Annotated in this window: 24 protein-coding genes and 1 pseudogene; 10 read left to right on the top strand and 15 right to left on the bottom strand. The window is 68.8% G+C overall.

All coding sequences use genetic code 11. The annotated features are described in order from the left end of the window. Positions 1 to 2: 2 nt before the first annotated feature. Together Q8Q77_RS05015 and Q8Q77_RS05010 are read left to right on the top strand one after the other, a co-directional pair. Positions 3 to 1,667, top strand: a complete 1,665-nt coding sequence (locus tag Q8Q77_RS05015; protein WP_305581788.1) for a sensor histidine kinase — start codon at positions 3 to 5, stop codon at positions 1,665 to 1,667. 3 nt (positions 1,668 to 1,670) lie between these two features. Further along, positions 1,671 to 2,060 carry a response regulator gene (locus Q8Q77_RS05010; RefSeq protein WP_305581786.1) on the top strand — a complete coding sequence of 130 codons (390 nt, stop codon included), beginning with the start codon at positions 1,671 to 1,673 and terminating at the stop codon, positions 2,058 to 2,060. Between the two features lie 7 nt (positions 2,061 to 2,067). On the opposite strand, the gene Q8Q77_RS05005 is transcribed toward Q8Q77_RS05010, so the two are convergent. From Q8Q77_RS05005 to Q8Q77_RS04995, 3 genes are all read right to left on the bottom strand, one after another. Next, entirely contained in the window at positions 2,068 to 2,562 is a 495-nt protein-coding gene (locus tag Q8Q77_RS05005; protein WP_305581784.1) for a GNAT family N-acetyltransferase, read from the bottom strand. Positions 2,563 to 2,800: 238 nt separating this feature from the next. Continuing rightward, positions 2,801 to 3,616, bottom strand: coding sequence for a hypothetical protein (locus Q8Q77_RS05000; protein ID WP_305581782.1), 816 nt, complete (start codon positions 3,614 to 3,616; stop codon positions 2,801 to 2,803). Between the two features lie 152 nt (positions 3,617 to 3,768). Then, complete coding sequence (locus Q8Q77_RS04995; protein ID WP_305581780.1) at positions 3,769 to 4,269, bottom strand: hypothetical protein; 501 nt, start codon at positions 4,267 to 4,269, stop codon at positions 3,769 to 3,771. A 361-nt stretch (positions 4,270 to 4,630) separates the two neighbouring features. Here Q8Q77_RS04995 and Q8Q77_RS04990 point away from each other — a divergent pair, with 361 nt between their 5' ends. Continuing rightward, on the top strand, positions 4,631 to 5,887 hold the full coding sequence (locus tag Q8Q77_RS04990) for an MFS transporter (protein ID WP_305581818.1): 1,257 nt from the start codon (positions 4,631 to 4,633) through the stop codon (positions 5,885 to 5,887). Positions 5,888 to 5,919: 32 nt separating this feature from the next. After that, positions 5,920 to 6,852 carry an SDR family NAD(P)-dependent oxidoreductase gene (locus Q8Q77_RS04985; RefSeq protein WP_305581778.1) on the top strand — a complete coding sequence of 311 codons (933 nt, stop codon included), beginning with the start codon at positions 5,920 to 5,922 and terminating at the stop codon, positions 6,850 to 6,852. A gap of 146 nt (positions 6,853 to 6,998) precedes the next feature. On the opposite strand, the gene Q8Q77_RS04980 is transcribed toward Q8Q77_RS04985, so the two are convergent. Next, complete coding sequence (locus Q8Q77_RS04980) at positions 6,999 to 7,595, bottom strand: GNAT family N-acetyltransferase (RefSeq protein WP_305581776.1); 597 nt, start codon at positions 7,593 to 7,595, stop codon at positions 6,999 to 7,001. Positions 7,596 to 7,662: 67 nt separating this feature from the next. Here Q8Q77_RS04980 and Q8Q77_RS04975 point away from each other — a divergent pair, with 67 nt between their 5' ends. Further along, the gene (locus Q8Q77_RS04975) at positions 7,663 to 8,013 is read left to right on the top strand and encodes a DUF3147 family protein (protein WP_305581773.1); all 351 of its coding nucleotides are present in this window, start codon (positions 7,663 to 7,665) and stop codon (positions 8,011 to 8,013) included. Here Q8Q77_RS04975 and Q8Q77_RS04970 read toward each other — a convergent pair. After that, positions 8,010 to 8,489, bottom strand: a complete 480-nt coding sequence (locus tag Q8Q77_RS04970) for a GNAT family N-acetyltransferase (protein WP_305581771.1) — start codon at positions 8,487 to 8,489, stop codon at positions 8,010 to 8,012. The two genes, Q8Q77_RS04975 and Q8Q77_RS04970, sit on opposite strands and share 4 nt — an antisense overlap. Before the next feature lie 44 nt (positions 8,490 to 8,533). Here Q8Q77_RS04970 and Q8Q77_RS04965 point away from each other — a divergent pair, with 44 nt between their 5' ends. After that, positions 8,534 to 8,872: a TfoX/Sxy family protein gene (locus Q8Q77_RS04965; RefSeq protein ID WP_305581816.1), complete on the top strand. Its 339-nt coding sequence runs from the start codon at positions 8,534 to 8,536 to the stop codon at positions 8,870 to 8,872. Here Q8Q77_RS04965 and Q8Q77_RS04960 read toward each other — a convergent pair. From Q8Q77_RS04960 to Q8Q77_RS04945, 4 genes are all read right to left on the bottom strand, one after another. Next, positions 8,869 to 9,726, bottom strand: a complete 858-nt coding sequence (locus tag Q8Q77_RS04960; RefSeq protein WP_305581769.1) for an NAD(P)-dependent oxidoreductase — start codon at positions 9,724 to 9,726, stop codon at positions 8,869 to 8,871. The genes Q8Q77_RS04965 and Q8Q77_RS04960 overlap by 4 nt on opposite strands. Then, positions 9,723 to 10,682 (bottom strand): oxidoreductase, encoded by a 960-nt coding sequence (locus Q8Q77_RS04955; RefSeq protein ID WP_305581767.1) that lies wholly within the window; start codon positions 10,680 to 10,682, stop codon positions 9,723 to 9,725. Before Q8Q77_RS04955 ends, Q8Q77_RS04960 begins: the two co-directional genes overlap by 4 nt. Further along, a complete protein-coding gene (locus tag Q8Q77_RS04950) occupies positions 10,682 to 11,473 on the bottom strand; it encodes an enoyl-CoA hydratase-related protein (RefSeq protein WP_305581765.1) in 792 nt (263 codons plus the stop codon). Before Q8Q77_RS04950 ends, Q8Q77_RS04955 begins: the two co-directional genes overlap by 1 nt. Positions 11,474 to 11,646: 173 nt before the next feature. Then, positions 11,647 to 12,714: an MBL fold metallo-hydrolase gene (locus tag Q8Q77_RS04945; RefSeq protein WP_305581763.1), complete on the bottom strand. Its 1,068-nt coding sequence runs from the start codon at positions 12,712 to 12,714 to the stop codon at positions 11,647 to 11,649. Positions 12,715 to 12,875: 161 nt separating this feature from the next. Between Q8Q77_RS04945 and Q8Q77_RS04940 the strand changes: the two genes are divergently transcribed. Next, the gene (locus Q8Q77_RS04940) at positions 12,876 to 14,198 is read left to right on the top strand and encodes a hypothetical protein (protein WP_305581761.1); all 1,323 of its coding nucleotides are present in this window, start codon (positions 12,876 to 12,878) and stop codon (positions 14,196 to 14,198) included. Between the two features lie 644 nt (positions 14,199 to 14,842). Further along, positions 14,843 to 15,997: a serine hydrolase gene (locus Q8Q77_RS04935; protein WP_305581759.1), complete on the top strand. Its 1,155-nt coding sequence runs from the start codon at positions 14,843 to 14,845 to the stop codon at positions 15,995 to 15,997. A gap of 36 nt (positions 15,998 to 16,033) precedes the next feature. Here Q8Q77_RS04935 and Q8Q77_RS04930 read toward each other — a convergent pair whose 3' ends face one another. Continuing rightward, entirely contained in the window at positions 16,034 to 16,315 is a 282-nt protein-coding gene (locus Q8Q77_RS04930; RefSeq protein ID WP_305581757.1) for a DUF2277 domain-containing protein, read from the bottom strand. Positions 16,316 to 16,524: 209 nt separating this feature from the next. Between Q8Q77_RS04930 and Q8Q77_RS04925 the strand changes: the two genes are divergently transcribed. After that, positions 16,525 to 17,370 carry a phosphotransferase enzyme family protein gene (locus tag Q8Q77_RS04925; RefSeq protein ID WP_305581755.1) on the top strand — a complete coding sequence of 282 codons (846 nt, stop codon included), beginning with the start codon at positions 16,525 to 16,527 and terminating at the stop codon, positions 17,368 to 17,370. Between the two features lie 20 nt (positions 17,371 to 17,390). Here Q8Q77_RS04925 and Q8Q77_RS04920 read toward each other — a convergent pair whose 3' ends face one another. From Q8Q77_RS04920 to Q8Q77_RS04905, 4 genes and pseudogenes are all read right to left on the bottom strand, one after another. Continuing rightward, on the bottom strand, positions 17,391 to 18,932 hold the full coding sequence (locus Q8Q77_RS04920) for an acetolactate synthase large subunit (RefSeq protein ID WP_305581753.1): 1,542 nt from the start codon (positions 18,930 to 18,932) through the stop codon (positions 17,391 to 17,393). A gap of 20 nt (positions 18,933 to 18,952) precedes the next feature. Then, positions 18,953 to 20,503, bottom strand: a pseudogene (locus Q8Q77_RS04915) (acyl-CoA synthetase); the annotation flags it as partial. Between the two features lie 40 nt (positions 20,504 to 20,543). Further along, positions 20,544 to 22,322: a feruloyl-CoA synthase gene (locus tag Q8Q77_RS04910; RefSeq protein ID WP_305581751.1), complete on the bottom strand. Its 1,779-nt coding sequence runs from the start codon at positions 22,320 to 22,322 to the stop codon at positions 20,544 to 20,546. Between the two features lie 123 nt (positions 22,323 to 22,445). Continuing rightward, on the bottom strand, positions 22,446 to 23,501 hold the full coding sequence (locus Q8Q77_RS04905) for an AraC family transcriptional regulator (RefSeq protein WP_305581749.1): 1,056 nt from the start codon (positions 23,499 to 23,501) through the stop codon (positions 22,446 to 22,448). Positions 23,502 to 23,639: 138 nt separating this feature from the next. Here Q8Q77_RS04905 and Q8Q77_RS04900 point away from each other — a divergent pair, with 138 nt between their 5' ends. Beyond that, entirely contained in the window at positions 23,640 to 24,551 is a 912-nt protein-coding gene (locus Q8Q77_RS04900; protein ID WP_305581747.1) for a fatty acid desaturase, read from the top strand. A 38-nt stretch (positions 24,552 to 24,589) separates the two neighbouring features. Here the strand turns inward: Q8Q77_RS04900 and Q8Q77_RS04895 are convergent, their stop codons facing one another. Then, positions 24,590 to 25,924 carry a dihydroorotase gene (locus Q8Q77_RS04895; protein WP_305581745.1) on the bottom strand — a complete coding sequence of 445 codons (1,335 nt, stop codon included), beginning with the start codon at positions 25,922 to 25,924 and terminating at the stop codon, positions 24,590 to 24,592. Positions 25,925 to 26,015 lie beyond the last annotated feature (91 nt).

Genomic DNA, 26,015 nt, shown 5'->3' with positions numbered 1-26,015 from the left:
GGATGACCCTGTCCCCAAGCTCAAGAGCCTGGAAGCAGTGGAAGCCCGGCCCGGGCATCGTGATCGCCCTTGCGATCAGCCTGGTCCTCGCCGGCCTGTCCATGGCTGTCTACAACGAGCACCTCGCCGGCGGGCAGAAGCTCCGCGCCGTCACCGTCCAGGCCGAGATCCTGTCGGGCAGCGTGGCCGCGGCCCTGGCCTTCGACGATCGCGCCGCCGCCGGCGAACATGTGGCGGCGCTGGGCGCCAATCGCGACGTGGAGGCCGTCGGCGTCTACGATCTGCAGGGCCGTCTCGTCGCCGGATATTCCCGGGCGGGGTCTGCGCTGCCCGCCACCAACCGGGTGGGCCCGCCGTCGTTCGAGGGCGACCGGCTGGTGGTGACGCGCGTGGTGGCCCAGGGCGCGACCCAACTCGGCTCGGTCTATCTGCGGACCATCAGCGAGCCGTTCGCCCGGCGCGCGGCGCGCTACGGCGGCATCGCCATGCTGATTGTCATGGCCTCGCTCGTGGTGACCGTCCTAGGCGTCTCGAACGCATCCCTGGCCGACGCGCACTGGGCGCTGCAGGCCGAGATGGAGGAGCGCGGCAAGACCGAGGAAGCGCTGCGGCTCAGCCAGGAGATGGAGGCGGCGGCCCAGCTCAGCCTCGCCACCGAGCGCGGCCGCACGGCGCTTCGCCAGTCCGAGCAGCAGCTGGAATTCGCCTTGCAGGCCGGCCGGCTGGGCAGCTGGGAGCTGGACCTGGAGACCCGTCGCCTCGCCGCCTCGGAGGTCTTCCTCGCAAATTTCGGTCTCGGCCGCGACGACACCCTGGACCGCTACGAGCAGCTTTTCGACCGCGTCCACCCCGACGACCGCGACCGGCTGCAGCGCGCCGTGGACCGCGCCATCGCGCTCGGCTCGGACCTGGAGACCGAGTGCCGGACGCTCATCCAGGACGACGAGATGCGCTGGGTCCAGATCCGGGGTCGGGCGGTCTATGACGATCGCGGCGCGCCTGTGCGGATGGCCGGCGTGTCGCTCGACATCACCGAGCGCAAGCAGGCCGAGGAGCGGCAACGCGCCCTGCTCGACGAGCTGAACCATCGGGTGAAGAACACCCTGGCGACGGTGCAGTCGATCGCCATGCAGACCAGCCGGACCGCCAAGACCGTGGGCAGCTTCGAAGACGCCTTCCTGGCGCGGATCGGCGCCCTGGCCCGCGCGCACGACCTGCTGACGGAGGTCGCCTGGGACGGCGCGTCCCTGACCAGCGTCATCGACCAGACGCTCGAACCCTATGTGGCCCAGGGTCAGCTGGACCGCGTGGTCCGCTCCGGCCCCGACGTGCGTCTGGGTCCCAACGCCGCTGTCACCCTCACCATGGCCTTCCACGAACTGGCGACCAACGCGGCGAAGTACGGCGCGTTCTCGACCCTCACCGGCCAGGTCCAGGTGACCTGGAGCATCGACAGCTCCAGCGATCCCGTCGCCGTGGAGATCGACTGGCGCGAGATAGGCGGGCCCCCGGTCGTCGTACCGAGCCGCCGAGGCTTCGGTTCGCGCTTCATCGAAAGAGGTCTGGCCCGGGAGTTCGACGGCCAGGTTCAGCTCGCCTTCAGCCCGGACGGGGTCTGCTGCCACATGCGGCTGCCGATCTCTCCAAAGCTGCAGATGGCCGCCTAGCCCATGGGATCGGCCCTCGCAGGACTGCGCCTTCTGGTCGTCGAGGACGAGGCGATGGTGGCCTTGATGATCGAAACCATGCTGAGCGACCTCGGCTGCGTCGTCGTCGACGTGGCCGGCACCGTCTCGCGAGGTCTCGCCCTGGTCGGCGACGACGGCCTGCGGCTCGACGGCGCCATCCTCGACGTCAACCTGGGCGGCGAGAAGGTCTATCCCATCGCCCAGGCGCTCAGCGACCGGCACGTGCCGTTCATATTCTCCACCGGCTACGGGATCGACGGCATCACGCCGCAGTTCGCCCATGTGCCGGCCCTGGCCAAGCCGTACGAATGCTGGGCGCTGGAGGAGATGCTGATCTCCACCCTCGTCCCCGGGGCCCCTGGGGCGGGTTGAGGCCCAGCTAGGCCGTGACTGGACCCGCCAGCAGTTCGGCCCCACGGGCCAGCACCCGACGCTGATCGACGGGCCCCGGCATGCGAACCTGCCGCGCCGGAGCGGCGGTGAAACCGAAGCGGCCGAAATAGGGCTCGTCGCCGACCAGCAGCACCACCGGGAAACCGGCAGCCTCGGCGGCCTGGACAGCGCGCTGGACCAGCAGCCCGCCGGTCCCGTGCTTGCGCGCGTCGGCCTCCACGGCCAGCGGACCCAGGAAGAGCACCGTGGCCGCGCCCACATGGACCTTCCACATCCGCACCGAGCCCACCAGGCGCTCACCGTCCCAGGCGCAGACCGACAGGTCCGGGCGGAACTCGGCGATCTCACGGACTCGCTCGGAGACCTTGGTGAAGCGCCCGGGACCGAAGGCGTGGTCCAGCAGGGCCTCGATGGCCTCGGCGTGCTGGGATTGTTCGAAAGTGAAGCGAAGCGCCGGTTCGGCGGAGGGTTGGGCGATCATCTGCGACTTTTTGTGTGAAGCGTGGGCAAGGGGCCCGCCGCCTCGCATCACATGCGCCGGCGCCGGGAGCTCTAGACGGCGCGGCTCGCGCGCCCGGTTCGTCGCAGTCGTCGCATGAGACCGATCCCGGAAACTTCAAGAGACGCGGCGCATAAGGCCATGACAGCCCCCCGTCAACGACGCTTTCGCCGCACGGGCCGAGACTTCATGCCCCAATGGGACAGGCGCCAACCTCTGCTCAATTGGAATCGGCTAGCAGCGCTTCCGGCAGCTCGAGCCCGAGATCGCGCCGCAGGTGGGCGCGGGTGGCGGCTTCGAAGGCGTCGGGCCAGACGGCCCCGACCTGCCTCGCCAACGCCCGCGCGCGGGGCAGGAACAGCTCGGCCAGGACAAGGTTGGCTACGATCACCGACGCCCGATCGGCGGCGGCGTGGGGCAACCCGGCCAGGGTGTCGATATCAGCGGGCGGCAGGATGTCGGCCAGGTGCAGGGCTCCGGGCGGCAGCGGCGGCCGGGTCTCGGCGATCATCAGCTCGATGAGCAGGCCGCGCAGCAGGCCCACGCCGGTGATCCCCAGCACGTACTCCCGGCGTCCCATGCCCACGACCAGCAGGCCCATGACCCGCAGGAACTCCACGATCATCGCCTCCAGCTTCGCCGGATCGATCGACCTGGGCTCCATCCGTTCCGGCAGGGCGTCCCAGACCCCGGCGCGGTCGAACAGCGGCTTCAGGCCGGCGCGCGCGCCGGTCACCCGGCCGGGGACCGTCACGGTGATGTCGAACCGGATCCAACCGGGCGTGATCGCGTGGAACAGGGGAAGCCCCGGATAGACCTGGCGCCAGAGGACCGGGGCGGCGATCTCGCCCGCCCAGGCCCGGACCTGCTCGACGAAGGCGCCGTGATGCTCCGGCGCCAGGACGACGATCAGATCGGCGTCGCTGTAGGCGTCGCCGCCCCCGGCGCCCAGGCTGCCGCCCAGCAGGAGCGCGAGCACCCGGGGGTCGGCCTCCGCGTGGGCGGCGAAGGCGGCGATCAGGTCATCGCGGGTCATGGGCCCTCCTTGGTTGTCAGGAGGTTGGTCGGGTGGTCGGGCTGGGGCAAACGACCAATTCGCCCGGTTCTTGTGAGTTCAGGGCCTGGGCCGGAACGCGAAACGGCCCGCCGTCGCCGGCGGGCCGTCAGTCGAGAGCCGACTTGGCGGGCTTAGCGCGAGGCCACCTGGGCCGGACGCGGCGCCTGGGCGATCTGCTGCAGTTGCGCCTTGGCCGAACGGACCGCGCCGGCCACGCAGCTGCGGAACGCCGTGGCGTCCTGGCCCTTGCACACGAGCTTGGCCGCGGCGTCGATGTCGGTGTTGATCTGGACCAGCGAACGGCCGGTGACCGGCACGCGCACGGCCTTGGGGTCTTCGCGGGCGACGTCGATCTGCGTGGCGTTGGCGGCCCGGGCGTGGGCGCGATGGATGGAGGCGAGCTGGGCGTTCGCGTCACGGATGGCGCCGGCGGTGCAGTCGCTGAGCGCCTTGCCGCAGACGGTGGTCGCGGCGGCCTTGATCTCGGCGCTGATCTGCACGTCGGTCTTGCCGGCGAGGGCGATGCGCACCACCGGGGTCGGGGCGCTGGAAACGCGGACGTCGGCCGCGCTGGCGGGCATGGCGATCAGGGCGGTCAGGACCGAGGCGGCGGCGAAAACGGTGAACTTCATCTCGTGGATTCTCCAGGTTGATCAGGCATCGTTTGGTAGCGGTTGTTCGATGCGAGAAATGGCTGGGGCCAGATAAAGTAGGGTTATGATTTGTAGTTAATTGTCAATTTACTATGAGATATTGGCATAAATGACAAAATGTCGCAGGCAGATATCTGACGATGTTGAGAAATTCAACCTTCTGAAGAGCAGAATGCCCAAACAACCATCCATACTTACAATCTATACCTGAAGGACGTCATCCAGCTGGGCCCGCGACGCCCGGGCCCTACGCGCCGCTGGAAGGCTGGCCATGAAGCGTCGGCTTGAGGTCGCGGCCGCCATTGCCGCCCGCCCGTTCTACGGCCAAGTTGCCGGCCCCATGACCGACACCCTCCCCGACGACCAGCCCGCCGCCGTCCGCGATCTTCTGCGGCACGCCGACTTCATGCGCTTCTGGGCGGCGAGGGTGGCCGCGACGCTGGGGGTGCAGATCCAGTCGGTGGCGCTGGGCTGGCAGATGTACGCCGTGGCCCGCGAGACCATGGATGTGAAGCAGGCGGCCTTCTATGTCGGGATGATCGGCCTGGCGGCCTTCATCCCCGTGCTGGTGCTGTCGCCCATCGCCGGCGAGACCGCCGACCGCCACGACCGGCGCAAGGTGCTGCTGTGGTGTTACGCCGGCGAGATCGCCACGGCGGTGATCCTGGCGGCCGCCTCGATCCTCGACTTCGCCTCGATCCCGCTGCTGTTGGTGCTGTCGGCCCTGTTCGGCGCCAGCCGCGCCTTCATGGGACCTTCCTCCACGGCGCTGGGCCCCACGCTGGTCCCGCGCAGCCTGCTGCCCCGCGCCATCGCCTGGAACTCTCTGGCCTGGCAGGGCGGGTCCATCGTCGGCCCGGCCATCGGCGGCCTGCTCCTGACCCACTCCACGGGCCTGTCCTACTCGGTCACCGTCGTCCTCTACGTGCTGGCGGCGGGTTGCGTCTTCCTGATCAAGGGAAACGCCCAGCCCGAAGTCCAGGCCGGCTCGCGCTGGGCGCTGATCAAGGAGGGGCTGGCCTATACCTGGCGCAACAAGATCGTGTTCGGGGCCATCTCGCTGGACCTGTTCGCCGTGCTGCTGGGCGGCGCCACGGCCCTGCTGCCGGTCTTCGCCCGCGACGTGCTGCATGTTGGGCCGGAAGGCTTCGGCCTGCTACGCGCCGGTCCGGCCATCGGAGCGACGATCGTCGCCTTCATCCTGGCCAGCTATCCGATCCGGCGCTTCGCGGGCGTGACCATGTTCGCCGGCGTGGCGGTGTTCGGCGCGGCCACCATCGTGTTCGGCCTGTCGAAATCCCTGCCCCTGTCGGTGGCGGCGCTCGCCGTGCTGGGCGGGGCCGACATGCTCAGCGTCTATGTGCGCCAGACCCTGGTGCAGATCGTGACGCCCGATCACATGCGCGGTCGGGTGGCGGCGGTCTCGTCGCTGTTCATCGGGGCCTCCAACGAACTCGGCGAATTCGAGAGCGGGGTGGTGGCGCGGTTCTTCGGCCCGGTGGGCGCGGCGGTCTTCGGCGGGGTTGGCGCGTTGATCGTCACCGGCGTCTGGGCCAAACTCTTTCCCGCCTTGCGCAAGGCCGACCGCCTCGAATAACAAACAAGCATTATTCTTAGGGAGATAGATCCATGGGCGCTCTTTCAGGCAAAGTTGTTCTTGTCACCGGAGGCGGCAACGGTATCGGCCGCGATTGCGCGCTGATCGCCGCGCAGGAAGGCGCGAAGGTCGTGGTCAACGACCTGGGCGGCAGCCTCAAGGGCGAAGACGAAGGTTCGGCGGGCCCCGCCGAGTCCGTCGCCGCCGAGATCCGCGCCGCGGGCGGCGAAGCGGTCTCCAATTCCGACAGCGTCACCGACCTGGACGCCGTCTACGGCATGGTCGAGCAGGCCAAGAAGAGCTTCGGCGGCCTGCATGCGGTGATCAATCCCGCCGGCATCCTGCGTGACGTGATGTTCCACAAGATGACCGAAGCCGAGTGGGACAGCGTCATCGCCGTCCACATGCGCGGCTCGTTCAATGTCGCCCGCGCCACGATCGAGCTGTTCCGCGAACAGAACGACGGCGCCTACATGTTCTTCACCTCGACCTCGGGCCTGTTCGGCAACATCGGCCAGGCCAATTACGGCGCGGCCAAGATGGGCATCGCCGGCCTCTCGCGGATCATCGCCATGGAAGGCGCGCGCAACAATGTGCGCTCCAACTGCGTGGCGCCGGTCGCCTGGACCCGCATGACCCAGTCGGTGCCGATCAAGGACGAAGCCGCCGCCGCCCGTCGCGCGGTGATGGCCGAGAAGATCCGCGCCGACCAGCCGGCCCGCTTCTCCGTGGCCATGGTCTCCCCGGCCGCCGCCAGCGTCTCGGGACAGATCTTCGGCTCGTCGGGCGAGAACATCATCCTCTATTCGCAGCCGCGGCCCATCGAGACCGTGACCAAGGAAGAGGGCTGGACCGTCGACTCGATCATCAAGGAAGCCATCCCCAAGATGGCCCCGAAATTCTACGACCTGGGCCGCGCGGTCCTGCCGGGCGCCACGGCGCCCAAGCCCGCCACCGCGAGCTGATCCTTTTTCCCACCTCCTTGTGGGGAGGGAAGACCGCCTAGCGGTCGAGGGTGGGGAAGTTCGGCGGCGCGCGATGTCGTCTCAAGGCTTCCCCACCCTCGCTTGCTGCGCAAGCCGCCCTCCCCACAAGGAGGAGGGATGGGACGCTACAGCACGTGCCGCCGCATCCAGGCGTCCCGTGACAGCTCCCAGTAGATCGAGCGCCGCGTCGTGCCGTCCGGGCGCACGCTCTCGACCTCGCCCATCCGCTTGAAGCCCGCCCCGTCGATGGCCTTGGCCGAGCGGACATTGTCCAGGGCCGCGGTCAGGCCGATCAGCCGCACCCCCAGCACCTCGAACATCCAGGCGATGGACCGCGCCACGCCTTCCCGGCCGTGGCCGCTGTTCTGGCGATCGGCCCGCGCCGCCCCGGCGAGCTCCGCCGAGGACCGTTCGGGCCAGACGGTGATCCGCGAATAGCCCGCCACCTGACCGGCCTCGTCCAGGTTGACGCTGAGGATGCAGCGGCCCTCCTGGCGCAGGGCCTCGCTGTCGGCCACCCACTTCGCCACGCTCTCGGGCGTGAACGGCCGCGGCAGGTCGTAGATCGGATCCGACACCCGGGGATCGGAGAACAGGGCCAGCAGGCCCTCCACGTGCTCCGGGCCGGCGACCACCCGGTCAGCCGAGATCCGCGCCGCTTGGCGGATAGCGGCAGCCTCCTCAGGCGTGGCGGTGAGTACGGTCTTGGGCGGTGCGCTCATGGCGGCTCCGACCTTGCTTAGCGGTTGCGAACACGGTGAGGTTAGCACCTCACTGGAGGTTCGCGTCGTGGTCTATCTGGTCGTCAAGGCGCTGCTCTCAGGGCTCATCATCGCCGCGGTTTCCGAAGTCGCCAAGCGCAGTCCTGGTTTCGGCGCCCTGATCGCTTCCCTGCCCCTGGTCTCGATCCTCGGCATGATCTGGCTGTGGCGCGACACGGGCGACACCCCGAGGATGGCCGCCCACGCGGAGGCCACCTTCTGGTTCGTCCTGCCGTCCCTGCCGATGTTCCTGCTGATCCCGGCCCTGCTGCGCAAGGGCGTCCCGTTCTGGGCGGCGTTGGCCGCGGGCTGCGCGCTCACCATCGCCCTCTATCTGGCCATGACCTGGCTGGGGCCCCGCTTTGGCCTGAAGCTCTAGCCCGCCGCCATCGCCTTGAGCGGCTCGCCGGTCAGCCGGCGGACGATCCAGTCGGTCTGGGCCGTGGCGCCGAGGCTGTCATAGAAGGCGATCGAGGGCGCGTTCCAGTCCAGCACCGCCCATTCCAGCCGCGCCAGCCCCTGCTCCTCGCAACGCTGGGCCAGCCGGCTCAGCAGGGCCTTGCCGGCCCCCAGGCCCCGGGCCTGCGGGACCACGAACAGGTCCTCCAGATAGATCCCGTGCCGGCCCCGGAAGGTCGAGTAGTTGTAGAACCAGATGGCGAAGCCCACCGGCTCGCCGTCCGCCTCGGCGATGTCGCAGTAGAGGCGCGGATTGTCCGCGAACAGGTGGCCGGCGAGGTCGGCCTGGCTGGCCTCCACTTCGTGCAGCAGCTTCTCATAGTCGGCGAGGGCGCGGACGAAGCCATGGATCAGGGCGGCGTCGGCGGGAACGGCGGGTCGGATTATGACGGTCATGACCCTATATTCGCAACGAGCCCTCGGAGCGCAACATCTTGGCCGTGTCCCCCGACTATCTCGCCTACGTCCTGGAGCAGCTCGAGCCGATGGGCGGGATCACCCACCGGCGGATGTTCGGCGGGGTCGGCCTGTCGCGGCATGGCCTGTTCTTCGCCCTGATCGCCGAGGACACCCTCTTTCTGAAGGTCGACGACCTGAGCCGCGCGGAATTCGCGGCGGCCGGTTGCGAGCCGTTCCGGCCGTTCGGCGGCGACAAGCCGATGAGCTATTGCGCCGCCCCGCTGGAGGCCCTGGAGGACCCCGACGCCCTGGCCGAGTGGGCCGGCAAGGCTGTCGACGCCGCGGCGCGGTCCAAGGCGCCGAAGAAGCCCAGAGCCTAGCCGACCACCACCCCCGGCGGCGGGACGCTGTCGGCGGGGACGAAGAAGTCCGGCATCAGCCGAGTGGTCGGGTCGACCCGGTACTTGTCGAAGTCCCGCTCGCCCTCGGCGTAGAGGAAGCTGTCGTCGATCAGGAAGTTGCCGCTGAACGCGCGGGCGGGCTTCTCGAAGATGGCGTGGGCGGCGTCGGCCATGATCTCGGGTGTGCGGCACTGCTTCATGCCTTCGTCCCCAGCCAGGGCGAAGCGGATCGCCGCCGTGGCGATGCCGGTGCGCGGCCAGAGCGCGTTGAAGGCGATCCCGTCGGCCTTGAACTCCGCCGCCATGCCCAGCACGCACATGCTCATCCCGAACTTGGCCATGGTGTAGGCCGTGTGGCCCTCGAACCAGCGGGCCGACATGTCCAGCGGCGGCGAAAGCATCAGCACGTGCGGATTGGCGGCGTTCTTCAGGTGCGGGATGCAGGCCTTGGAGGTGAGATAGGTCCCGCGCGCATTGACCTGGTTCATCAGGTCGTAGCGCTTCATGTCGGTGGCCAGCGTGCCGGTCATCGAGATGGCCGAGGCGTTGTTGACGCAGATGTCGATCCCCCCGAACCGTTCGACGGTCTTCTGCACGGCGTCATAGACGCTGGCCTCGTCGCGCACGTCGACGATCAGCGGCAGCGCCTGGCCGCCGGCCTCCTCGATCTCCTTGGCCGCCGTGTAGATGGTCCCCGGCAGCTTCGGATGCGGCTCGGCGGTCTTGGCGGCGATGGCGATATTGGCGCCGTCGCGCGCGGCGCGCAGGGCGATGGCCAGGCCGATGCCGCGGCTGGCGCCGGTGACGAACAGGGTCTTGCCTTGCAGGCTCATAGCTTCACTCCGGTGGTTTCTTCCGACAGCGCCCAGAGGCGTTCGGCCGATTCAGGGTCCAGGGCGTGGGGCATGACCCCGTGCGCCGGGTCCGCCTTGGTCCAGGGCCCGGCCTCCTTGCAGTCTTCCAGATAGAGGCCGCCGATCCCCTCCAGCTCCTCGCCCACCGCGGCCCAGACGCTGGTGGAGGCGCCCTGCTCGGTGGTCTTGAAGCCCTCGCGGACATTGCCCTCGGCGTCCATCCAGCCCATGGCCACCATCTCCTCCTTTGGGAGATAGCGCTGCAGCGGGGTCATGATCCCGCCCGGCATGACCGCGTTGGCGGTGATCCCATGCTCCTCGAAGCGCGCGTTGAAGCCCACGGCGAACAGCGAGTTGGCGGTCTTGGACTGGCCGTAGGCCTCCCACTTGTCGTAGGGCCGCGAGCGATAGTGCGGGTCGTCCCAGTGGATGTCGCTGCGCCGGTGGCCGATGGAGGAAAGCTGCACCACGCGGGCCGTACGCTCGTCCTCGGCGGCGTTCATCAGCGCCCGCGTCAGCCCCATGGTCAGCACGAAATGGCCGAAATGGTTGGTGCCGATCTGCAGCTCCAGGTCCTCGGCGGTGTGCAGCAGGGGCGAGGCCATGACGCCGGCGTTGTTGATCAGGATGTCCAGCGGCTGGTCGCCCCAGGCGTCCACGAACGAGCCCACCGAGCCCAGGCTGGCCAGGTCGAGCGTCCCGGCCAGCACCCGGTCGGCGCCGATGGATTGGTTGATCTCACCCGCCACGCGTTCGCCCGCCACCCGGTCGCGGACGGCCAGCATGACGTCGGCCCCCGCCCCGGCGAGCGCCCGGGCGGTCTCGACCCCGATGCCGCTGGCCCCGCCGGTGACGATGACGTTGCGGCCCGACAGGTCATGATCCCCGGCCACGATGCGGGCGGGGGTGAAGGCGCCGAAGCGGGAGCGGATCATCAGGCCACCCCGGAGAGCTTTGGGCTGAAATCGGGGGCGCGCTTCTCGGCGAAGGCGGGGATGGCCTCCTTGGCTTCCGGCGAGTTGAGCTGGGCGGCGAAGTGGCGGCCCTCCTCGTCCATCCGCTCGGCGACGCCGAGGCCTTCGCGCATCAGGGCCTTGGTGATGACCACCGCGGCCGGCGGGCGGGCAGCCACCGCTTGGGCCGCCTTCAGCGCCTTGGCGCGCAGGCCGTCCAGCGGGACCACCTCGTTGGCGATCCCCCAGTCCACGGCCTTCTTCGCGTCCACCGCCTCGCCCAGCACGAACATCGCGAACGCCCGCGCATGGCCGATGCGGCTCGGCAGGGTGATGCTGGAGGCCGCCTCCGGCACCAGGGCCAGGTTGACGAAGGGCGTGGTCAGCAGGGCGTTCTCGGCCACATAGACCAGGTCGCAATGCATCAGCATGGTGGTCCCCACGCCCACCGCGCGGCCGTTGACCGCGGCCACCAGCGGGGTCTTGGCCCGCGCCAGGGCGGCCAGCAGCGGATTGCCGTCGCGCCGCGCCTCGTTGGCGCTGGAATCGCCCGAATTGACCGCGGCGAAGTCGGAGAGGTCGTTGCCGGCGGTGAACATGTCGCCATTGGCCTGGATCAGCACGCAGCGCACGTCGTTGTCGAACTCGGCCTGGTCGATGGCGTCGCCCAGGGCCTGGTACATGGCCCGCGTGAGCGCGTTCTTCTTCTCCGGCCGGTTCATGGTGAGCGTCAGCACGCCGCCGGATTTTTCGATGAGGATGTGGTCGGTCATGATCTGCGCTCCAAGGGCTTACAGCGTACATCTACGCCGCCGCCGCGCGGCGTGAAAGGCGCTTCATCCGGTTTTCGCACGGAGCCTGCGCGCCGTCCTTCACCAGATGGCCGAGGGGGACTTTGACTCTTGTTTGCGGGCTGCAACCCCCTCCGTCACGCCGCCTCTCGACGCTAGGCCACGGCCCGATACCAGATGACGCCGGCCTCGTCGGTGTGGGCGCTCGCCTGGCCGCGGGCCATCAGGCAGTTGAGATGGGCCAGGCTCTCGCCGGTGGCCAGGCCCAGCACCCACTGGTCGATCTTGCGCCGGAACAGGGCGGGGAAGACGTCCACCGCCCGCTTGGGCTCGGCCAGCAGCCGCGTCAGCCGCGTCAGCCCGCGCTCGTGCCCGGCGATCAGGTGGTCCAGCCTGGCGTGCAGGCCGTGGAAGGGGTCGTTGTGCGCCGGCAGCACCAGCACGTCGTCGGGCACCTGGTCCTTGATCGCGGCCAGCGAGGTCAGCCAGTCGGTCAGCGGGTCGCCATGGGGCTCGGTCGGGAAGACCGAGACATTGGACGAGATCTTCGGCAGCACCTGGTCGCCCGAGATGAACAGCTTCAGCTCCGGGCACCACAGGCAGGCGTGCTCGGGCGAATGGCCCGATCCGACCACCACGCGCCACAGCCGCCCGCCGATGGTGATCTCGTCGCCATCGCTCATCCGCTGGAAGCTGTCGGGCAGGGCGTGCAGCGCCCGGCCGAAACCGCCGAACTTGGCGCGGTAGTTCTCCAGCGCCTCCTCGTCCCAGCCGGCGGCCTTGTAGAAGCTGAGCGCGTCGGCCGGCGCCTCGCGCCCGGTGTCGGCGGCCAGCGAACGGCACATCAGGAATTCCAGCCGGCTGATCCACAGCCGGCACTGGAACTTGCGGGTCAGCCAGCCGGCCATGCCGATATGGTCGGGATGCATGTGCGTCACGAAGACGCGCGTGACCGGCCGGCCGCCCAGGCTCTCGGCGAAAGCCTTGCGCCAGGCCTGCTGGGTGTCGGACCCGCCCATGCCGGTGTCGACGATGGCCCAGCCGCCCTCCTCCTCGATGGCCCAGACATTGATGAAGGCCAGGGAGCCGCCCAGCGGCATCCGCAGCCACCTCACCCCCGGGGCGATCTCGATCGCCTCGCCGGACTTGGGGCCGTGCTCGAACGGGTACTGGAGCCTGGGCTTCGGCGCCTCTGTGATCGTGTCTTCAAAACCGTCGCGCACGGCGCCGCCCTCCTCATCGCAAGGCGCCTAGTTTCCGACGTGCGGCCCGCCGGATCAAACCCTCATCGCAGACGTTCACTCGCGGTTCACGCCGCGCTTGCCCTTTGACGGCCCTAAGGTTTATGTCGCCCCCAGAGGGAACACCCAGGAGTATGAGGACCATGAGGTCATTCGGAATCGCGCTGGCCGCCGTGTTGGCCGTTCTGGCGCTCGCGCCCGAGGCCGTCTCGCAGGGCAAGAAGGCCGCGGGGATCGACGAAAAGGCGCGGACCCAGGGCATGGCCGAGGCGCCCGCCCTGGCCAAGACCGCCGGCGTGGCCTGCAGCGTCACCGACGCCCGCTTCATCGGCAAGACTGACGACAAGAAGGCCAAGACCTCCATCAGCTATTACGAGATCGACTGCGACCAGGGCCTGGGCTTCATCGTCTCGGCCCCGTCGGCCGGCGCCCCATCGGTGTTCACCTGCATCGAGGCCAACACGCCCCAGGCGGACGGCAAGCCCTCCAGCCTGCCCTGCAAGCTGGCCGGCAACGCCGATCCGAAGTCCGACCTCGCCCCGCTGCTGGCCGCCGGCAAGGCCCAGTGCGTGCCCGAACAGGTCCGCGGCATCGGCCAGACCGCCACCGCCACCTATCTGGAAGTGGCCTGCCAGGGCTCGGCCCAGGGCTTCATCGTCAAGGCCAGCGCCCCGGTCGACGCGGCCAAGCCCGTCGAGGCCACCGACTGCCTGCTGTACGACGAGTCCGAGAGCAACATTAAGTGCACCCTGCGCGACAAGGCCGCCCGCCTGACGGTGATCGACGCCTACGTCGCCGTCGCCGCCAACGGCTGCACCATCAAGGACAAGAAGTACGTCGGCGTGTCGCAGAGCGGCTCGACGTTCTTTGAAGCCGCCTGCACCGACGGCAAGGGCTACATGTACAAGATCGACGGCGGCAAGTTCACCCAGGCGATCGAGTGCTCCAAGGCCACCATGATGATGGGCGGCTGCACGCTCACCGACGCCAAGGAAGCCGTCACCGAGCAGAACGGCCTCTACACCCGTCTGGCCAAGGCCGCGAACTTCAACTGCGACGTCTCCAAGTACGCGCCGTTCCCGGCGGCGGCGGGCAAGGACATCGTCGAGCTGGCCTGCTCCAACCGTCCCGACGGCGGCGTCGGCGTGTTCGGCGGTCCCAAGGACAAGCCCCAGGTGATCGACTGCGCCCGCGCCCCGATCGCCGGCTACCGCTGCAGCTTCACCAAGCCGGAGGCCGGCTACAAGACGGTCACCGCCGACCTCAAGAAGCTGGGCAAGATGGAGTGCGAGGTGTCCGCCACCCGCTTCATCGGCCGCACCGCCAAGGGCACCGGCTACTTCGAGGTGGCCTGCTCGGACGGCCTGAAGGGCTACATCATGGAATACCAGCCCGAGACCCTCGACGCGCTCAACGCCGTCGGCTGCGCCCTGACCAAGGACTGCAAGCTGCCGGGCAATATCTAGGCGTCCACCGCCTTCGAAACGAGAAAGGCCCGCGGGTTTCCCCGCGGGCCTTTTTCATGGGCCGGCGAAGGCTGGCCTCAGGCGTATTGGGCAAGGCCCTTGGCGCCAAGGCGGGCGAGCAGCTTGCGCGCGAAGTCCCGGACCGCGTGATAGACGGCCACCTGGCTTCCGGCGTTCTCGAAATCGGCGAAGAGCATGATCGTATCCTTTCGACGGATGCGATCTATGGTGCGACGCAGCAAAAATCAATACCGCAGTGCAAAATTGATTGAGCGTTGCGATCAGGCGGCGGATGGCCGCGACTTGCGCGAGAAGGCGCCCGCCAGGACGAGAGCCCACAGGATGATGGTGCGCGATCCCCTGTGCAGGTCAACAGCGGTCGAGACGGCTCCCGGGCCGCTGGCGAGGTCCAACCCACCCATCCGCGCGGTCCAGAAACGTCATGAGAATGGGTATAGTGCCGCTTACGCCCCAACCTCTCGTCGCGTCACCGTCGTCCTGGAGCACACCGCATGGGACCGATTTCCCGGATCGTCTTGACCGCGATACTGCTCCTCCTGGCGTGGACCGGCGTTGTTGTAGCCGGGACCCTGGAGGGGTGGTGGCGGAGGCCGCTGGCGCCGGCGGGCGATGCGAAAGCCCTCATGAAGGCCGCGGTCACCAGGATTGAAACCGCTCGACCCGGCGCGCTCGCCTTTGTCCTGATCGAGGGCGGACAAGTCTCCGACACCCATTTCCGCTCGGCGGACCAGCCGGTCGACGCCGACACGCTCTTTCAGGTCGCCTCGATGAGCAAATGGGTGACCGCCTGGGGCGTGATGACCCTGGTCCAGGACGGAAAGCTCGATCTGGATGCGCCGGTGTCGACCTACCTGACCCGGTGGTCTTTGCCGCCGAGCGAGTTCGACAACCGCCAGGTGACGGTCCGCCGGCTGCTCAGCCACACGGCGGGGCTGACCGACGGCCTCGGCTATGGCGGATTCGCGCCGGGCCGGCCGGTCCAGTCGATCGAAGCCTCCCTGACGCGCGCCGCCGACGCCTCCCCGAACGCCGAGGGGGTGGTGCGGGTCGGCATAGAGCCGGGTAGCGGGTTCGAATATTCCGGCGGCGGCTACACGCTGCTGCAACTGATCATCGAGGAGGTCTCCGGCCAGGACTTCAACGCCTACATGAAACAGCGGGTGCTGGCGCCGCTCGGCATGAAGCGCTCCACCTTCGACGTCGATGCGGACAAGGCCGCGAACCTGGCGGGCTTCTATGATGTGGATGGCGACCCGGCGATCCACTATCGGTTCACCGCGCGCGCCGCGGCCTCGCTCTACACCTCGGCCGCCGACATGACCCGCTTCCTGCAGGCGCACTGGCCGGGGCCGAGCGGCCAACCCGTCGGCCGGGGGGTGCTGAGCGCGCAGACCCTGAAGACCATGCGCCAGCCGCACGCCGCCCAATTCGGAGCCGACATCTGGGGCTTGGGCACGGTGCTCTACGCGCCCAACAACCGCGGAGACTTCATCATCGGCCACGACGGCAGCAACGATCCGGCGATCAACACCTCGGCGCGACTCGATCCCGACACCGGGGACGGCGTCATCGTGCTGGAGTCCGGCGACCGGCTGCTGGCCACCGCCGTAGCCGGCGAGTGGGTGTTCTGGAACACCGGAAACGTGGACATTCTGATGCTCACGATGGAGGCCGGGACGCTGCTTAAGACCCTCGTGGCCGGCTGGATCGCCATCCTCGCGGCGGCTGCCTTCATGGTTTGGCGCTCGAAACGCGGGGCTAGGCGCCCGCCCGCCTAGGGACTGGCATCCGTTGGATTGGCCAGGATCCAGCCGTCAGGCCGGGGCGCGATGGCCGAACCGCTCCGCGGAGCGGCGTTTGGCCTTCTCCGCCTCGGTCTCGCGATCCCGCGGTGGTGCGTTGGTCTCCAGGGAGCCCAACAGGCGGCGGCCCGCCAGGAACACCTCCTCGACCGCGGCGTTGAACGCCGCCGCATTGGCCTTGGACGGCGTATTGAAGCCGCTCAGCTTGCGCACGAATTGAAGCGAGGCGGCGCGGACCTCGTCGTCCGTCGCGGCCGGCTCGAAATTGTAGAGAGTCTTGATATTACGGCACATGCGGCAGCCTCCATTCGCACCAGGATAGGGTCGCGGGGCGCCATAGAAAAGCGAAGCCGGAGAGGTCGTCGCGTCGTTGTAACTCGACCGGCCTATTGAAGCGCAGCATTCGGGGCCCGCCCGCGTGCGTTCACCGCAGCATCGGGCGAACGGTTCACCGAACCTTGACCCATGGCGCCTGACCGCCGAACCTCCGGGAGATGAATGGGTTGGAATTCGAGGTGCTGGGGCCGCTTTCCGGCGGCGGCGGGGGCGCAACGGTCGAGCTTGTACGCGCCGCCGGAAGACTGTGGGTCCTCAAGCAGCATCGGCCACGCGAGGCGGCGGCCGAGCGCCGGTTCCATCAAATCCTTCGGCAAAACGGCATCCCGAGCCTGCACCTGGAAGACTGGCCTGGCCTCGGGTCCGACCAGCTCCTGTTGGAGTATGTCCAAGGTTCGCCGACCATCGGCGGGTCGCCGTCCCCAGCCCTATGCCGACGCTGGGGCGCCGCCGTAAGCGCACTTCACTGGATCCGGTCCGACAGTTTCAAGGTCCTGGACGAGCAAGGCGATGCCGTCCCTGCGATCTGGCGTGAGTTCATCGCGGCGCGGATCCGCGAGGCGATCGATCGTCACCACAGCATCGGCACGGACTTGCCGCAAAGCCTCCTGGATAAGGCGGAACACCGCCTGGCCTCGCTGCTGTCGCTCGATCCGGACTCGTTCGTCCTCACTCACGGCGACCTTCACCTCAACAATGCTTTGGTCCGCGGCGGCGAGATCGTGCTGTTCGACAAGCCGGCGGATGTCTGGGTCGCGCCTGTGGTGTTCGATCTCTGCCTCGTCTTCTCCGAAGCCTTTCCCGGCGCCCGCTATGGCGCGGACCGCCCAGGTGACGGGGACAGGCTAAGCGCCTTCCTGGACGGCTACGGCGAATTCCCGTCCGAACAGAGCCGATGGCTCGAACACTTCGTCCTGCTGCGCTCTCTGAGTCGCTATCCCAGCCCCTTTGTGCCCGAGCTGCGATCCATCATCGAGATCGCCCTGGATAGGCTGGACGACAGCCTGTCCTAGCGAGCGACGAGCAGGCGCCCCTAGATCGCCGCCTCGATGAACTTCGGCCCCGGCTCGTTCATGGCCCGGGCGAAGGCGGCGTCGAACTCTTCGGCGGTGGTGCAGCGCACGGCCGGGAGGCCCAGGCCCTTGGCCAGGGACACCCAGTCGATCCTGGGGTTTCCCAGGTCCAGCAGCTTGGAGGCCGAGGGGCCGGGATTGCCGGCGCCGGTGCGGCCCATCTCGATATTGAGGATGCGGTAGCTGTGGTTGGCGAACACCACCACGGTCACGTCCAGGTTCTCGCGCGCCATGGTCCACAGGCTCTGGACCGTGTACATGCCCGCCCCGTCGCCGTTCAGCGACACGATCTTGCTGTCCGGCGCGGCCACGCCGGCCCCGATGGCCAGCGGCATGCCGACCCCGATGGCCCCGCCGGTCAGCGCCAGGACGTCGTGCGGCTGGGCGGTGCCGCAGGGCACGGCGACCCCGCCGCCGGAGGTCACCGAGTCGTCGCAGATCACTGCGCCTTCCGGCAGGTGGCGGGCGATGGAGAGGCCAGCCGATTGCGGGGTGAGCTGGCCGGTGGGCGAGGCCTCGGCCACCTTCAGCGGTTGGACCGGACCCGAGGCCGGGGCGCCCAGGGCGTCGGCCAGGGCGGTGAGCGCCGCGACCGAGTCTTCCTGGCGGGTGGAAAGGGTGAGCGTCTCACAGCCTTCCGGGACCAGGACGCTGGGCCGGTCGGGATAGGCGAAGAAGGCGACGGGAATGACCGTGCCCACATAGATCATCAGGTCGACGCCCGCGAGATCGGCCAGGGCCGCCTCGCCGAAATACTGCATGCGGCCGGGCTGAAAGATCCCCGCCCCGCGCGGCTGGCGGGCGATGAAGGTGTCGGTGAGCACGCGGTAGCCGGCGGCCGCCAGGCGGCTGGCCTGGGCCAGCGCCGCGGCGCTGGTCGCCTGGCTGCCCAGCAGCAGCACCGGCTTGGCGGCGGCCTTCAGGGCCTTGGCCGTGGTGTCGACGGCGTCAGCCGACGGCGCGGCGCGCACCGGGACGTCCGCCTTCACCGGCTTGGTGGTCGCCTCCAGCCAGGCGGAGTCGGCGGGCAGGATCAGGCTGACCGGGCCGCCCGGGGGGCCATAGCTGGCGGTGACCGCCTCGGCGGTGATCGCGGCCACGCTCTCTGGCGTGTCGGCCGACTTCACCCACAGCGAGTTGGGGCCGACGATGGTCGGGATGTCGGAATTGAGCGGCGCGTCGTACTGGCGGTGATAGGTGGCGTGGTCGCCGATCACGTTGACGATCGGCGTGAAGCCGCGCCTCGCATTGTGCAGGTTGGCCAGGCCGTTGCCGTAGCCGGGACCCAGGTGCAGCAGGGTGCAGGCGGGCTTGCCGGCCATCCTGCCGTAGCCGTCGGCCGCGCCGGTCGCCACGCCCTCGAACAGGCACAGCACCGGACGCATGGCCGGCTGGCGGTCCAGCGCGCTGACGAACTGCATCTCGCTGGTGCCGGGATTGGCGAAGCAGGCGGTGACCTCGTTGGCCACCAGGGTCTCGATCAGGGCGTCGGCGCCGTTCATGGATGGTCCTTGGCTTACACTCAGATGCGCCGGTCGAGGCCTTCCCAGAACGGCTCGCGCAGCTTCCGCTTGAAGATCTTCCCCGAGTCCTCGCGGGGCAGTTCGGCATGGAAATCGACGCGCTTGGGGACCTTGTAGCCCGCCATCCGCTCGCGCAGATAGGCCCGAACCTCGCCCTCAGTGAGGTCTGCGTCGGGGGAGAGCTGGACCACGGCGCAGACCGCCTCGCCGAACTCCTCGTCGGGAATGCCGAACACCCCGCAGTCGGCGACGCCGGGCATCTTGTGCAGCTCGGCCTCGATCTCGGCGGGATAGATGTTGGCCCCGCCGGAGATGATCATGTCCTTGGCGCGGTCGCACAGATAGAGGAAGCCGTCAGCGTCCAAGTAGCCGATGTCGCCGGGCGCGATCAGGCCGATCTTCTCGGACGCCGCTCGCTTGGCGTCGTCGCCATGATAGGTGAAGTCGGCGATGCCCGCCGTGCGGGCCACCACCTCGCCGATCTCGCCGGGCGGCAGGCTGTTTCCCTCCGCGTCGATCACCCGCACGTCGGAGCCCGGCATGGCGCGACCGACGGTTCCGGGATGGGCCAGCCATTCCTGCGAGTCGCAGAACACCACCGCGCCGGTCTCGGTCGCCCCGTAGTACTCGTTGATCACTGGCCCCCACCACTCGATCATCGCCCGCTTGATCGGCGCCGGACAGGGCGCGGCGGCATGGACCACGAACTTGAGCGAGCTGAGATCGTAGCGGCCGCGCACGTCGTCGGGCAGCTTCAGCAGCCGGTTGAACATGATCGGCACCATGTGCAGGTGGGTGACCCGATGGGCCTCGATCATCCCCAGCAGCTCTTCGGGGTCGAACCGCGCCTCCAGGACCACCTTGCCCCCCAGTCCCGCCATCACCATGCCGTAGGCGTTGGGCGCGGAGTGGTACATCGGCCCGGTGACCACGGTCACGACCTCCGCCGGCCGGTCCATCCAGTCGGCGAAGCCGAAGGCGCGGGCCAGCATCCCGGCGGTGACCGCCGCCTGTTCGGGGGTCGGGGGGTGTCGGCGTACGCCCTTGGGATTTCCGGTGGTGCCGGAGGTGTAGATGATGGTCCCCGGCGGGGCGGCCGGCGGGCCGTCATAGGGCTCGAAGCCCTCCAGCCAGGCGCTCCAGTCGGTCATGCCCGGCGGCACGGGCGCCTCGTCGAGGCCATAGGCCTGGGCGATCTCGGGCGGGGTGGCCGCCACCAGGACCGGAACGTCCTTCGGCAGGACCTCGCGCACCCCCTCGACCAGGTCGGCGTGGATGACGATGGCTCGGACGCCGGAGTTCTCGAACAGGTAGCGGGCCTCGGCCGGAGCGTAGTGCCAGTTCACCGGGGTCGGATAGGCGCCCAGCAGGCTGGCGGCCCCGCTCGCCTCGAAGAAGGCCAGGTCGTTGCGCAGGTAGATGGCGATCAGGTCGCCGGGTCTGACGCCCAGGGACGCCAGGCCGCTTGCGGCCCGCGCCGCCCGGCCCTGCAACGCCTCGCTCGAGAGCCTGCGCTCCCCGCTGACGATCTCGCCCATGGCTTCCTTCCCGCGCCGGTTCTGCGTCCGGTCTGGCCAGCCTAGTCCGGCCTCAGGGGAAGGTCATCACCCCGTCTCCCGGCGACTCAGCGAACAGCGCCTCGACGGTCTCGGCTCGACGGGACCGGGCCAGCGCCTGGGCGATATAGCCCTTGTCGGTGATCTCTCCGGCTCCGGCGTCCGGCGGACCGTCCAGCACCAGGGCGCGCCGGATCTTGCCCCCGGCGCCCTTGGCCCGGGCATTGAGCCGCGCGATCGCCGCCCGAACGGCCTCGACGACCTCCGCGCGGTCGAGGCTAGGGTTGGGATAGAACATCAGGCCGACGCCCTCGCGGCCCTCGCCGCAGACCACCGCGTCGGTGACCGCGTCGCCCACCGCGTCGACCGCCGAAATCCGCAGGTCGCCCACCCCCACGAAGGTGCCGCTGGCCAGCTTGAAGTTCTCCGACAGCCGGCCGTCATAGATCATCCCGCGGGTGGGATCGGCCTCGTCCACGAAGCGGGCGGCGTCGCCCAGCTTGTAGAAGCCGTCCTCGTCGAAGCTCTGAGCCGACAGCTCCGGGCGGTCCAGATAGCCGGAGGTGACCTGCGGTCCCTTGACCCGGAACTCCAGCTTGCCGGCCTCGGGGACCAGCCTCACCGAGGTTCCCGGGACTGGCAGCCCGATCATCCCCATGCGGTCGTTGGGCCAGTGGACGTTGCAGGCCGTGGGACCGGTTTCCGTCGCCCCATAGCCCGACGCGAAGCTGATCTTCTCGCCCACCGTGGCCACGGCGATCGCCTGGATGCGGTCGCAGAAGTCCTGGCCCAGCGCCGCGCCGCCGTACTGCAGCACCCGAACCTTGGCGAAGAAGGTCGCCGCCAGCTCGGCGTCACGCTCCAGCTCCCCGGCCAGCAGCATCCAGCCCGCGGGCACCATATTGTGGTAAGTTGTTGATATTTCTTTCAAATTTCTGACCGTCTCGCCAAACCGCCCCGAGGTCGGCTGCCCGGCGTCGACATAGACCGTCCCGCCGCGATGGGCGGCCATGTGCAGGATCGAATTGGCCCCCAGGCTGTGGCTCCAGGGCGCGGAATTGACCATCACCGGCGGCTCGTCGTCGGCGAAGCAGGCGGCGATCTGGGCCGAATTGACCGCGATGTTCCGATGCAGGCAGATCACCGCCTTGGGCAGGCCGGTCGACCCCGAGGTCAGCAGGTACTTGGCGTGGTCGTCGGCCCGGGCCGTGGCTGGCGCCGGGGAGCATCTGATCAAGCGTCCAAACTCGGCGTCCCCGGGCCGGGCGTTGGCGCCGGCGATCACCGGCAGGCCGGCCAGGAACGGCGCTGCCAGGGCCTCGCCGAACAGCGCGGCGTCCTCGGTGTAGACCGCGGCGGGGTTCAGCACCTCCACCGCGTGGGCCAGCCGCGCCAGGTTCGCCCCCGGCAGCCCGTACTGCGGCGAGACCGGGGCCACCGGCATGCCCTGGCTCATGGCGGCGTACTTGATCAACGCATGGTCGATCCCGTTGCGCGCCAGGATCAGCAGCGGACGGGTCCCGACGACGCCCAGTTCGCGCAGCCCTCCGGCCAGGGCGGCCACGGCCTGGGCGGCCTCGGCGTAGCTAAGTTCGCGCCAGCCCTCGCCCGACCGCTCGGCCAGCCAGGTCCGTGACGGCGCTTCAGCGGCCCAGCGATCCAGGGCCTGGGTCATGGTGGTGAAGGCCGTGGAGAACGGCGTCGGATTGGTCAGGATCAGCTCGCCGTTCGGCCGGGCCTCCACGGCAAGGGCGCGCGGGGCGTAGCGGGCGTCACGGAACGGGGCGGTGGAAAGGTCGAGGGCGGCGTCCATCCCCTAGGCTTAGCCGCCCGAGGCGAGGCTCGCCAGCCTGCGTTGGAGGTAGAGCCGCTCGGCGGGCGCCAGGGCGGCGCAGACAACTGCGCGCGTCATCCCGTGGCGATCATGCGACGCCCTCTACGCCGGAGGCGCCTGGCTGCTGCGCAGGCTCGATCTGTACTGAGATGGCGTCATACCGCGCCACCGTCGGAAGGTTCGGCTGAAATTCGACGTGTCGTGAAAGCCAAGATCCGCGGCGATCTGTTCGACGGGGCCCGCCGTGTTGGCAAGCCGCCAGCATGCCACAGCGGTGCGGGCCTCATCGACCAGCCCCTGATAGCGTAGTCCTTCAACTTTCAGCCGCCGGATCAAGGTTCGTGGCGAAACCGCGAGCGATGCGGCGACCGCCTCCAGGGTTGGATATGCGTCGCCCGCCTCCGCGAGGCGACTTCTGATGAGCGAGGCGATGTCGCCGCTCGAGCCGAAGTCGACCTCCCAGACCTCCTGCTGGCACTCCCGCAACGCCGCCGCTCGAGCCTTGGCGTCGGCAGCCAGGCATCGCGCAGCAAGCGCCGCGCGAGGTGTCCGGATGCGAAGCGCTGTCGCGCCATATTCGATCGCGCCCGGAAAGCACGCGCCGTACCGGTCGGCCCACGGCGGCGGCGGGTAGGGAAACTGGAACACCGTCCCTTCGGGCGTCCGGCCCACAACGGCGGTGATCATCTTGCCCACCTGCATGGCGGTGGACTCCAGGACAATGAGGCGCATGTCCTCGTATTCGAAGCTCTCGATGAATTCCATGTCGCCAAAGTCCCGGGCCAACCGGTAGCGGAAGCGCCCGGCGCTGAGGCGGGGGCCGCCGAAGTCTGCGAGACTTCGCAGCGCCTCGTCGAGCGTCGCGCTCGCGGCCATGGCGACACCCAGCGGCCCATGGACGGTTGACGGGGCAAGCTCGCCAAGCTCCAGACCAAACCCCTCGCGCGACTGCGGCGGAAGCGCCAGGATCAACCGCCGCAGCACACCGAAAGGCACGAGCCCGACCGCAGATTCAAGGTCGGCCACACAGACTCCGACCTCGGCGAGGACGTCATCAACCGGAACGCCCGCACGTTCGAGCAAGATGAGGACCAACCGCGCCTGGGTGGGGTGAATTCCCGGGGATTGCCAGTCGATGGGTGTGCGCGGCGGGTGCATGGCCGGGCATTGTCACGAAAAGACGACTTGTTGTCACCTGCTGCGGTGGTGGAGCGGCGGCCGGGCCGACAATGTCGCGCGTGGTGGTGAGTACCGTTCGCGGTGATCGGTCCTAGCGCCTGACAGCGAGCAAGCACGATGTCTGATCAAGCAGTTCTGTCTGCATTGTCGCCGGCGGACGAGAAGGCGTGCGCCAAGGCGTTGTCGCCCGCGGTCGCCTGGCCGACCCTCGCGATGGCGGTCGCCCTTCCGATCGCCCAATGGACCATTGTCGGACTGGGCCTGGCGCGCATCCTGCCGCTTTGGGTCTGCGCGGCGGTCCTGACCTTCACGTCCTATGCGCACTACACGCTGGTCCATGAAAGCATTCACGGCAATCTGGCGCCGGGCTTCGCCAAGCTTCGCTGGCTCAACACGTTGGTCGGTTGGGTCGGCGCGCTGGGTCTCAGTTTCAACTGGCCGATGCTGATGCGCGGTCACGTCCTGCATCACGCGCACACCAACACCGACAAGGACCCGGACATCCACGTAAAGGGGACGCTCGGTCAGCTTGTGGCCAAGTGGCTGGTCTTCGTTCCGATGTCACTCGTGCCGCCGTTCGTCCTCAAATACGTCGCGCCGGCTCAGCACCGCGAGATCGACAAAATGCTGATGGGCAGCGAAATGCTCCAAGCGTCTGCAGTGTCCGTGAGCGTCCTGGTGCTCCTGGCGGCGTCGGTTCCGACCGGCCATGTGCTGGACTGGCTGTTCCTGCTGTTCATACCGAGCCGCGTGGCCGGCCTGATTCTGCAGATCTGTTTTTCCTGGCTGCCCCATCATCCGTTCGATCAGACGGAACGCTATCTCAACACACGCATCAGCCTTTGGTCGGGGGGAACGATCCTGTTGCTCCAGCAGAACCTGCACCTGATGCATCACCTCTGGCCAAGCGTTCCGTTCTACAACTACGCTCGGCTCTACCGTCGCCTGCGTCCGACGCTCATCGCCAAGGGCTCGCCGATTCAGGGGCTCATGGTCGGCCGATACGCGAAGGATCTCACTCACGCGTGAGTTTGAGATACCGGGGATTCGACAGTCTTCGAGAGAAACTAGCCCGCCAGGGTCTCGGCGAAGCGCACCGGCTCGCCGCGGCCCTCGGCGACCACCTCGTCGTCGCGCATGACCACCTCGCCGCGGATGATGGTGGCCTTGGGCCAACCGGTGACCTCGAAGCCGTCGAAGGCGGTCCAGCCGGCGCGGTTGGCCATCATCTCGTGGGTGAGAGTCCGGCGGGCCTTCAGGTCGACGATGGTGATGTCGGCGTCGTAGCCCACCGCCAGCCGACCCTTATCGGCCATACCGAAGATACGGTTGGCGCCATGGCTGGTCAGGTCGACGAAGCGCTCCAGGCTAAGCCGACCCTCCGCCACGTGGGTCAGCATCAGCGGCACCAGGGTCTGCACGCCGGGCATGCCGGACGGCGAGGCGGGATAGGGCCGGGCCTTCTCCTCCTTGGTGTGCGGCGAATGATCGGAGCCCAGCACGTCGGCGACCCCGGCGGCGACGCCGTGCCAAAGGCCCGCCTGGTGATAGGCGTTGCGGATCGGCGGGTTCATCTGGGCGTAGCCCTTCAGCCGCTCATAGGCCTCCGGCGCGGTGAGGGTCAGGTGCTGGGGCGTGACCTCGACGCTGGCCACGTCCTTGTGGCCGGACAAGAAGGTCATCTCCTCGGCCGTGGTGACGTGCAGGACGTGGATCCGCTTGCCGAGCGCCTTGGCGATGCGCACCAGGCGGTGGGTGGATTCCAGCGCCGAGGCGGCGTCGCGCACCTCCTCGTGGCTGGTCCAGTCGCCGGTGCGGGCCAGCGGCCGGCGCTCGGCCAAACGGTATTCGTCCTCGGAGTGGAAGGCCGCGCGGCGGTTGACGTGGCGCAGCACCTGCTCGACCCCCTCGTCGTCCTGCACCAGCAAGGTGCCGGTGGATGCGCCCATGAACACCTTGACCCCGCAGCAGCCCGGCAGCCGCTCCAGCTCGCCCAGGAACTGCGCGTTCTCATGCGTGCCGCCCACATAGAAGGCGTGGTCGCAGTGCATGCGGCCCTTGGCGCGGGCCAGCTTGTCGGCGAGCGCGTCGGCGTCGGTGGTGGTGGGCTCGGTGTTGGGCATCTCGAAGACGGCGACCACGCCGCCAAGCACGGCGCCGCGCGAGCCGCTCTCCAGGTCTTCCTTCCACTCCAGGCCAGGCTCGCGGAAGTGGACCTGGGTGTCGATGACGCCCGGCAGCACAGTCAGGCCCTTGGCGTCGAACACCTTGCCTGCGGAGGCCTGGGAGAGGTCGCCGATCTCGACGATCTTGCCGTCCCGCACGCCCACGTCGGCCAGACCGCGGCCAGCGTGGTTCACCACCTCCCCGCCCTTGACGATGAGGTCGAAGGTCTGCGGCATGGGACGTCCTATTTCTGAGTTTGCGCCAACAGGTCCTTGGCGGCGGCGGTCACGTCGCTGACCGGCAGGTCCATCATGTGACAGAGCGCCT

Source organism: Phenylobacterium sp. (genome assembly GCF_030698145.1).
GTDB lineage: Bacteria > Pseudomonadota > Alphaproteobacteria > Caulobacterales > Caulobacteraceae > Phenylobacterium.
Note: the sequence above shows the minus strand (reverse complement) of the source record. Positions and strands in the feature narration are given on the sequence as shown.

Bases quoted from the DNA above. Each gene is read 5' to 3' on its own strand.
- Q8Q77_RS05015 (WP_305581788.1), top strand. From the start codon at position 3: ATGACCCTGTCCCCAAGCTCAAGAGCCTGGAAGCAGTGGAAGCCCGGC.
- Q8Q77_RS05010 (WP_305581786.1), top strand. From the start codon at position 1,671: ATGGGATCGGCCCTCGCAGGACTGCGCCTTCTGGTCGTCGAGGACGAG.
- Q8Q77_RS05005 (WP_305581784.1), bottom strand. From the start codon at position 2,562: ATGATCGCCCAACCCTCCGCCGAACCGGCGCTTCGCTTCACTTTCGAA.
- Q8Q77_RS05000 (WP_305581782.1), bottom strand. From the start codon at position 3,616: ATGACCCGCGATGACCTGATCGCCGCCTTCGCCGCCCACGCGGAGGCC.
- Q8Q77_RS04995 (WP_305581780.1), bottom strand. From the start codon at position 4,269: ATGAAGTTCACCGTTTTCGCCGCCGCCTCGGTCCTGACCGCCCTGATC.
- Q8Q77_RS04990 (WP_305581818.1), top strand. From the start codon at position 4,631: ATGACCGACACCCTCCCCGACGACCAGCCCGCCGCCGTCCGCGATCTT.
- Q8Q77_RS04985 (WP_305581778.1), top strand. From the start codon at position 5,920: ATGGGCGCTCTTTCAGGCAAAGTTGTTCTTGTCACCGGAGGCGGCAAC.
- Q8Q77_RS04980 (WP_305581776.1), bottom strand. From the start codon at position 7,595: ATGAGCGCACCGCCCAAGACCGTACTCACCGCCACGCCTGAGGAGGCT.
- Q8Q77_RS04970 (WP_305581771.1), bottom strand. From the start codon at position 8,489: ATGACCGTCATAATCCGACCCGCCGTTCCCGCCGACGCCGCCCTGATC.
- Q8Q77_RS04960 (WP_305581769.1), bottom strand. From the start codon at position 9,726: ATGAGCCTGCAAGGCAAGACCCTGTTCGTCACCGGCGCCAGCCGCGGC.
- Q8Q77_RS04955 (WP_305581767.1), bottom strand. From the start codon at position 10,682: ATGATCCGCTCCCGCTTCGGCGCCTTCACCCCCGCCCGCATCGTGGCC.
- Q8Q77_RS04950 (WP_305581765.1), bottom strand. From the start codon at position 11,473: ATGACCGACCACATCCTCATCGAAAAATCCGGCGGCGTGCTGACGCTC.
- Q8Q77_RS04940 (WP_305581761.1), top strand. From the start codon at position 12,876: ATGAGGTCATTCGGAATCGCGCTGGCCGCCGTGTTGGCCGTTCTGGCG.
- Q8Q77_RS04935 (WP_305581759.1), top strand. From the start codon at position 14,843: ATGAAGGCCGCGGTCACCAGGATTGAAACCGCTCGACCCGGCGCGCTC.
- Q8Q77_RS04930 (WP_305581757.1), bottom strand. From the start codon at position 16,315: ATGTGCCGTAATATCAAGACTCTCTACAATTTCGAGCCGGCCGCGACG.
- Q8Q77_RS04920 (WP_305581753.1), bottom strand. From the start codon at position 18,932: ATGAACGGCGCCGACGCCCTGATCGAGACCCTGGTGGCCAACGAGGTC.
- Q8Q77_RS04910 (WP_305581751.1), bottom strand. From the start codon at position 22,322: ATGGACGCCGCCCTCGACCTTTCCACCGCCCCGTTCCGTGACGCCCGC.
- Q8Q77_RS04905 (WP_305581749.1), bottom strand. From the start codon at position 23,501: ATGCACCCGCCGCGCACACCCATCGACTGGCAATCCCCGGGAATTCAC.
- Q8Q77_RS04900 (WP_305581747.1), top strand. From the start codon at position 23,640: ATGTCTGATCAAGCAGTTCTGTCTGCATTGTCGCCGGCGGACGAGAAG.
- Q8Q77_RS04895 (WP_305581745.1), bottom strand. From the start codon at position 25,924: ATGCCGCAGACCTTCGACCTCATCGTCAAGGGCGGGGAGGTGGTGAAC.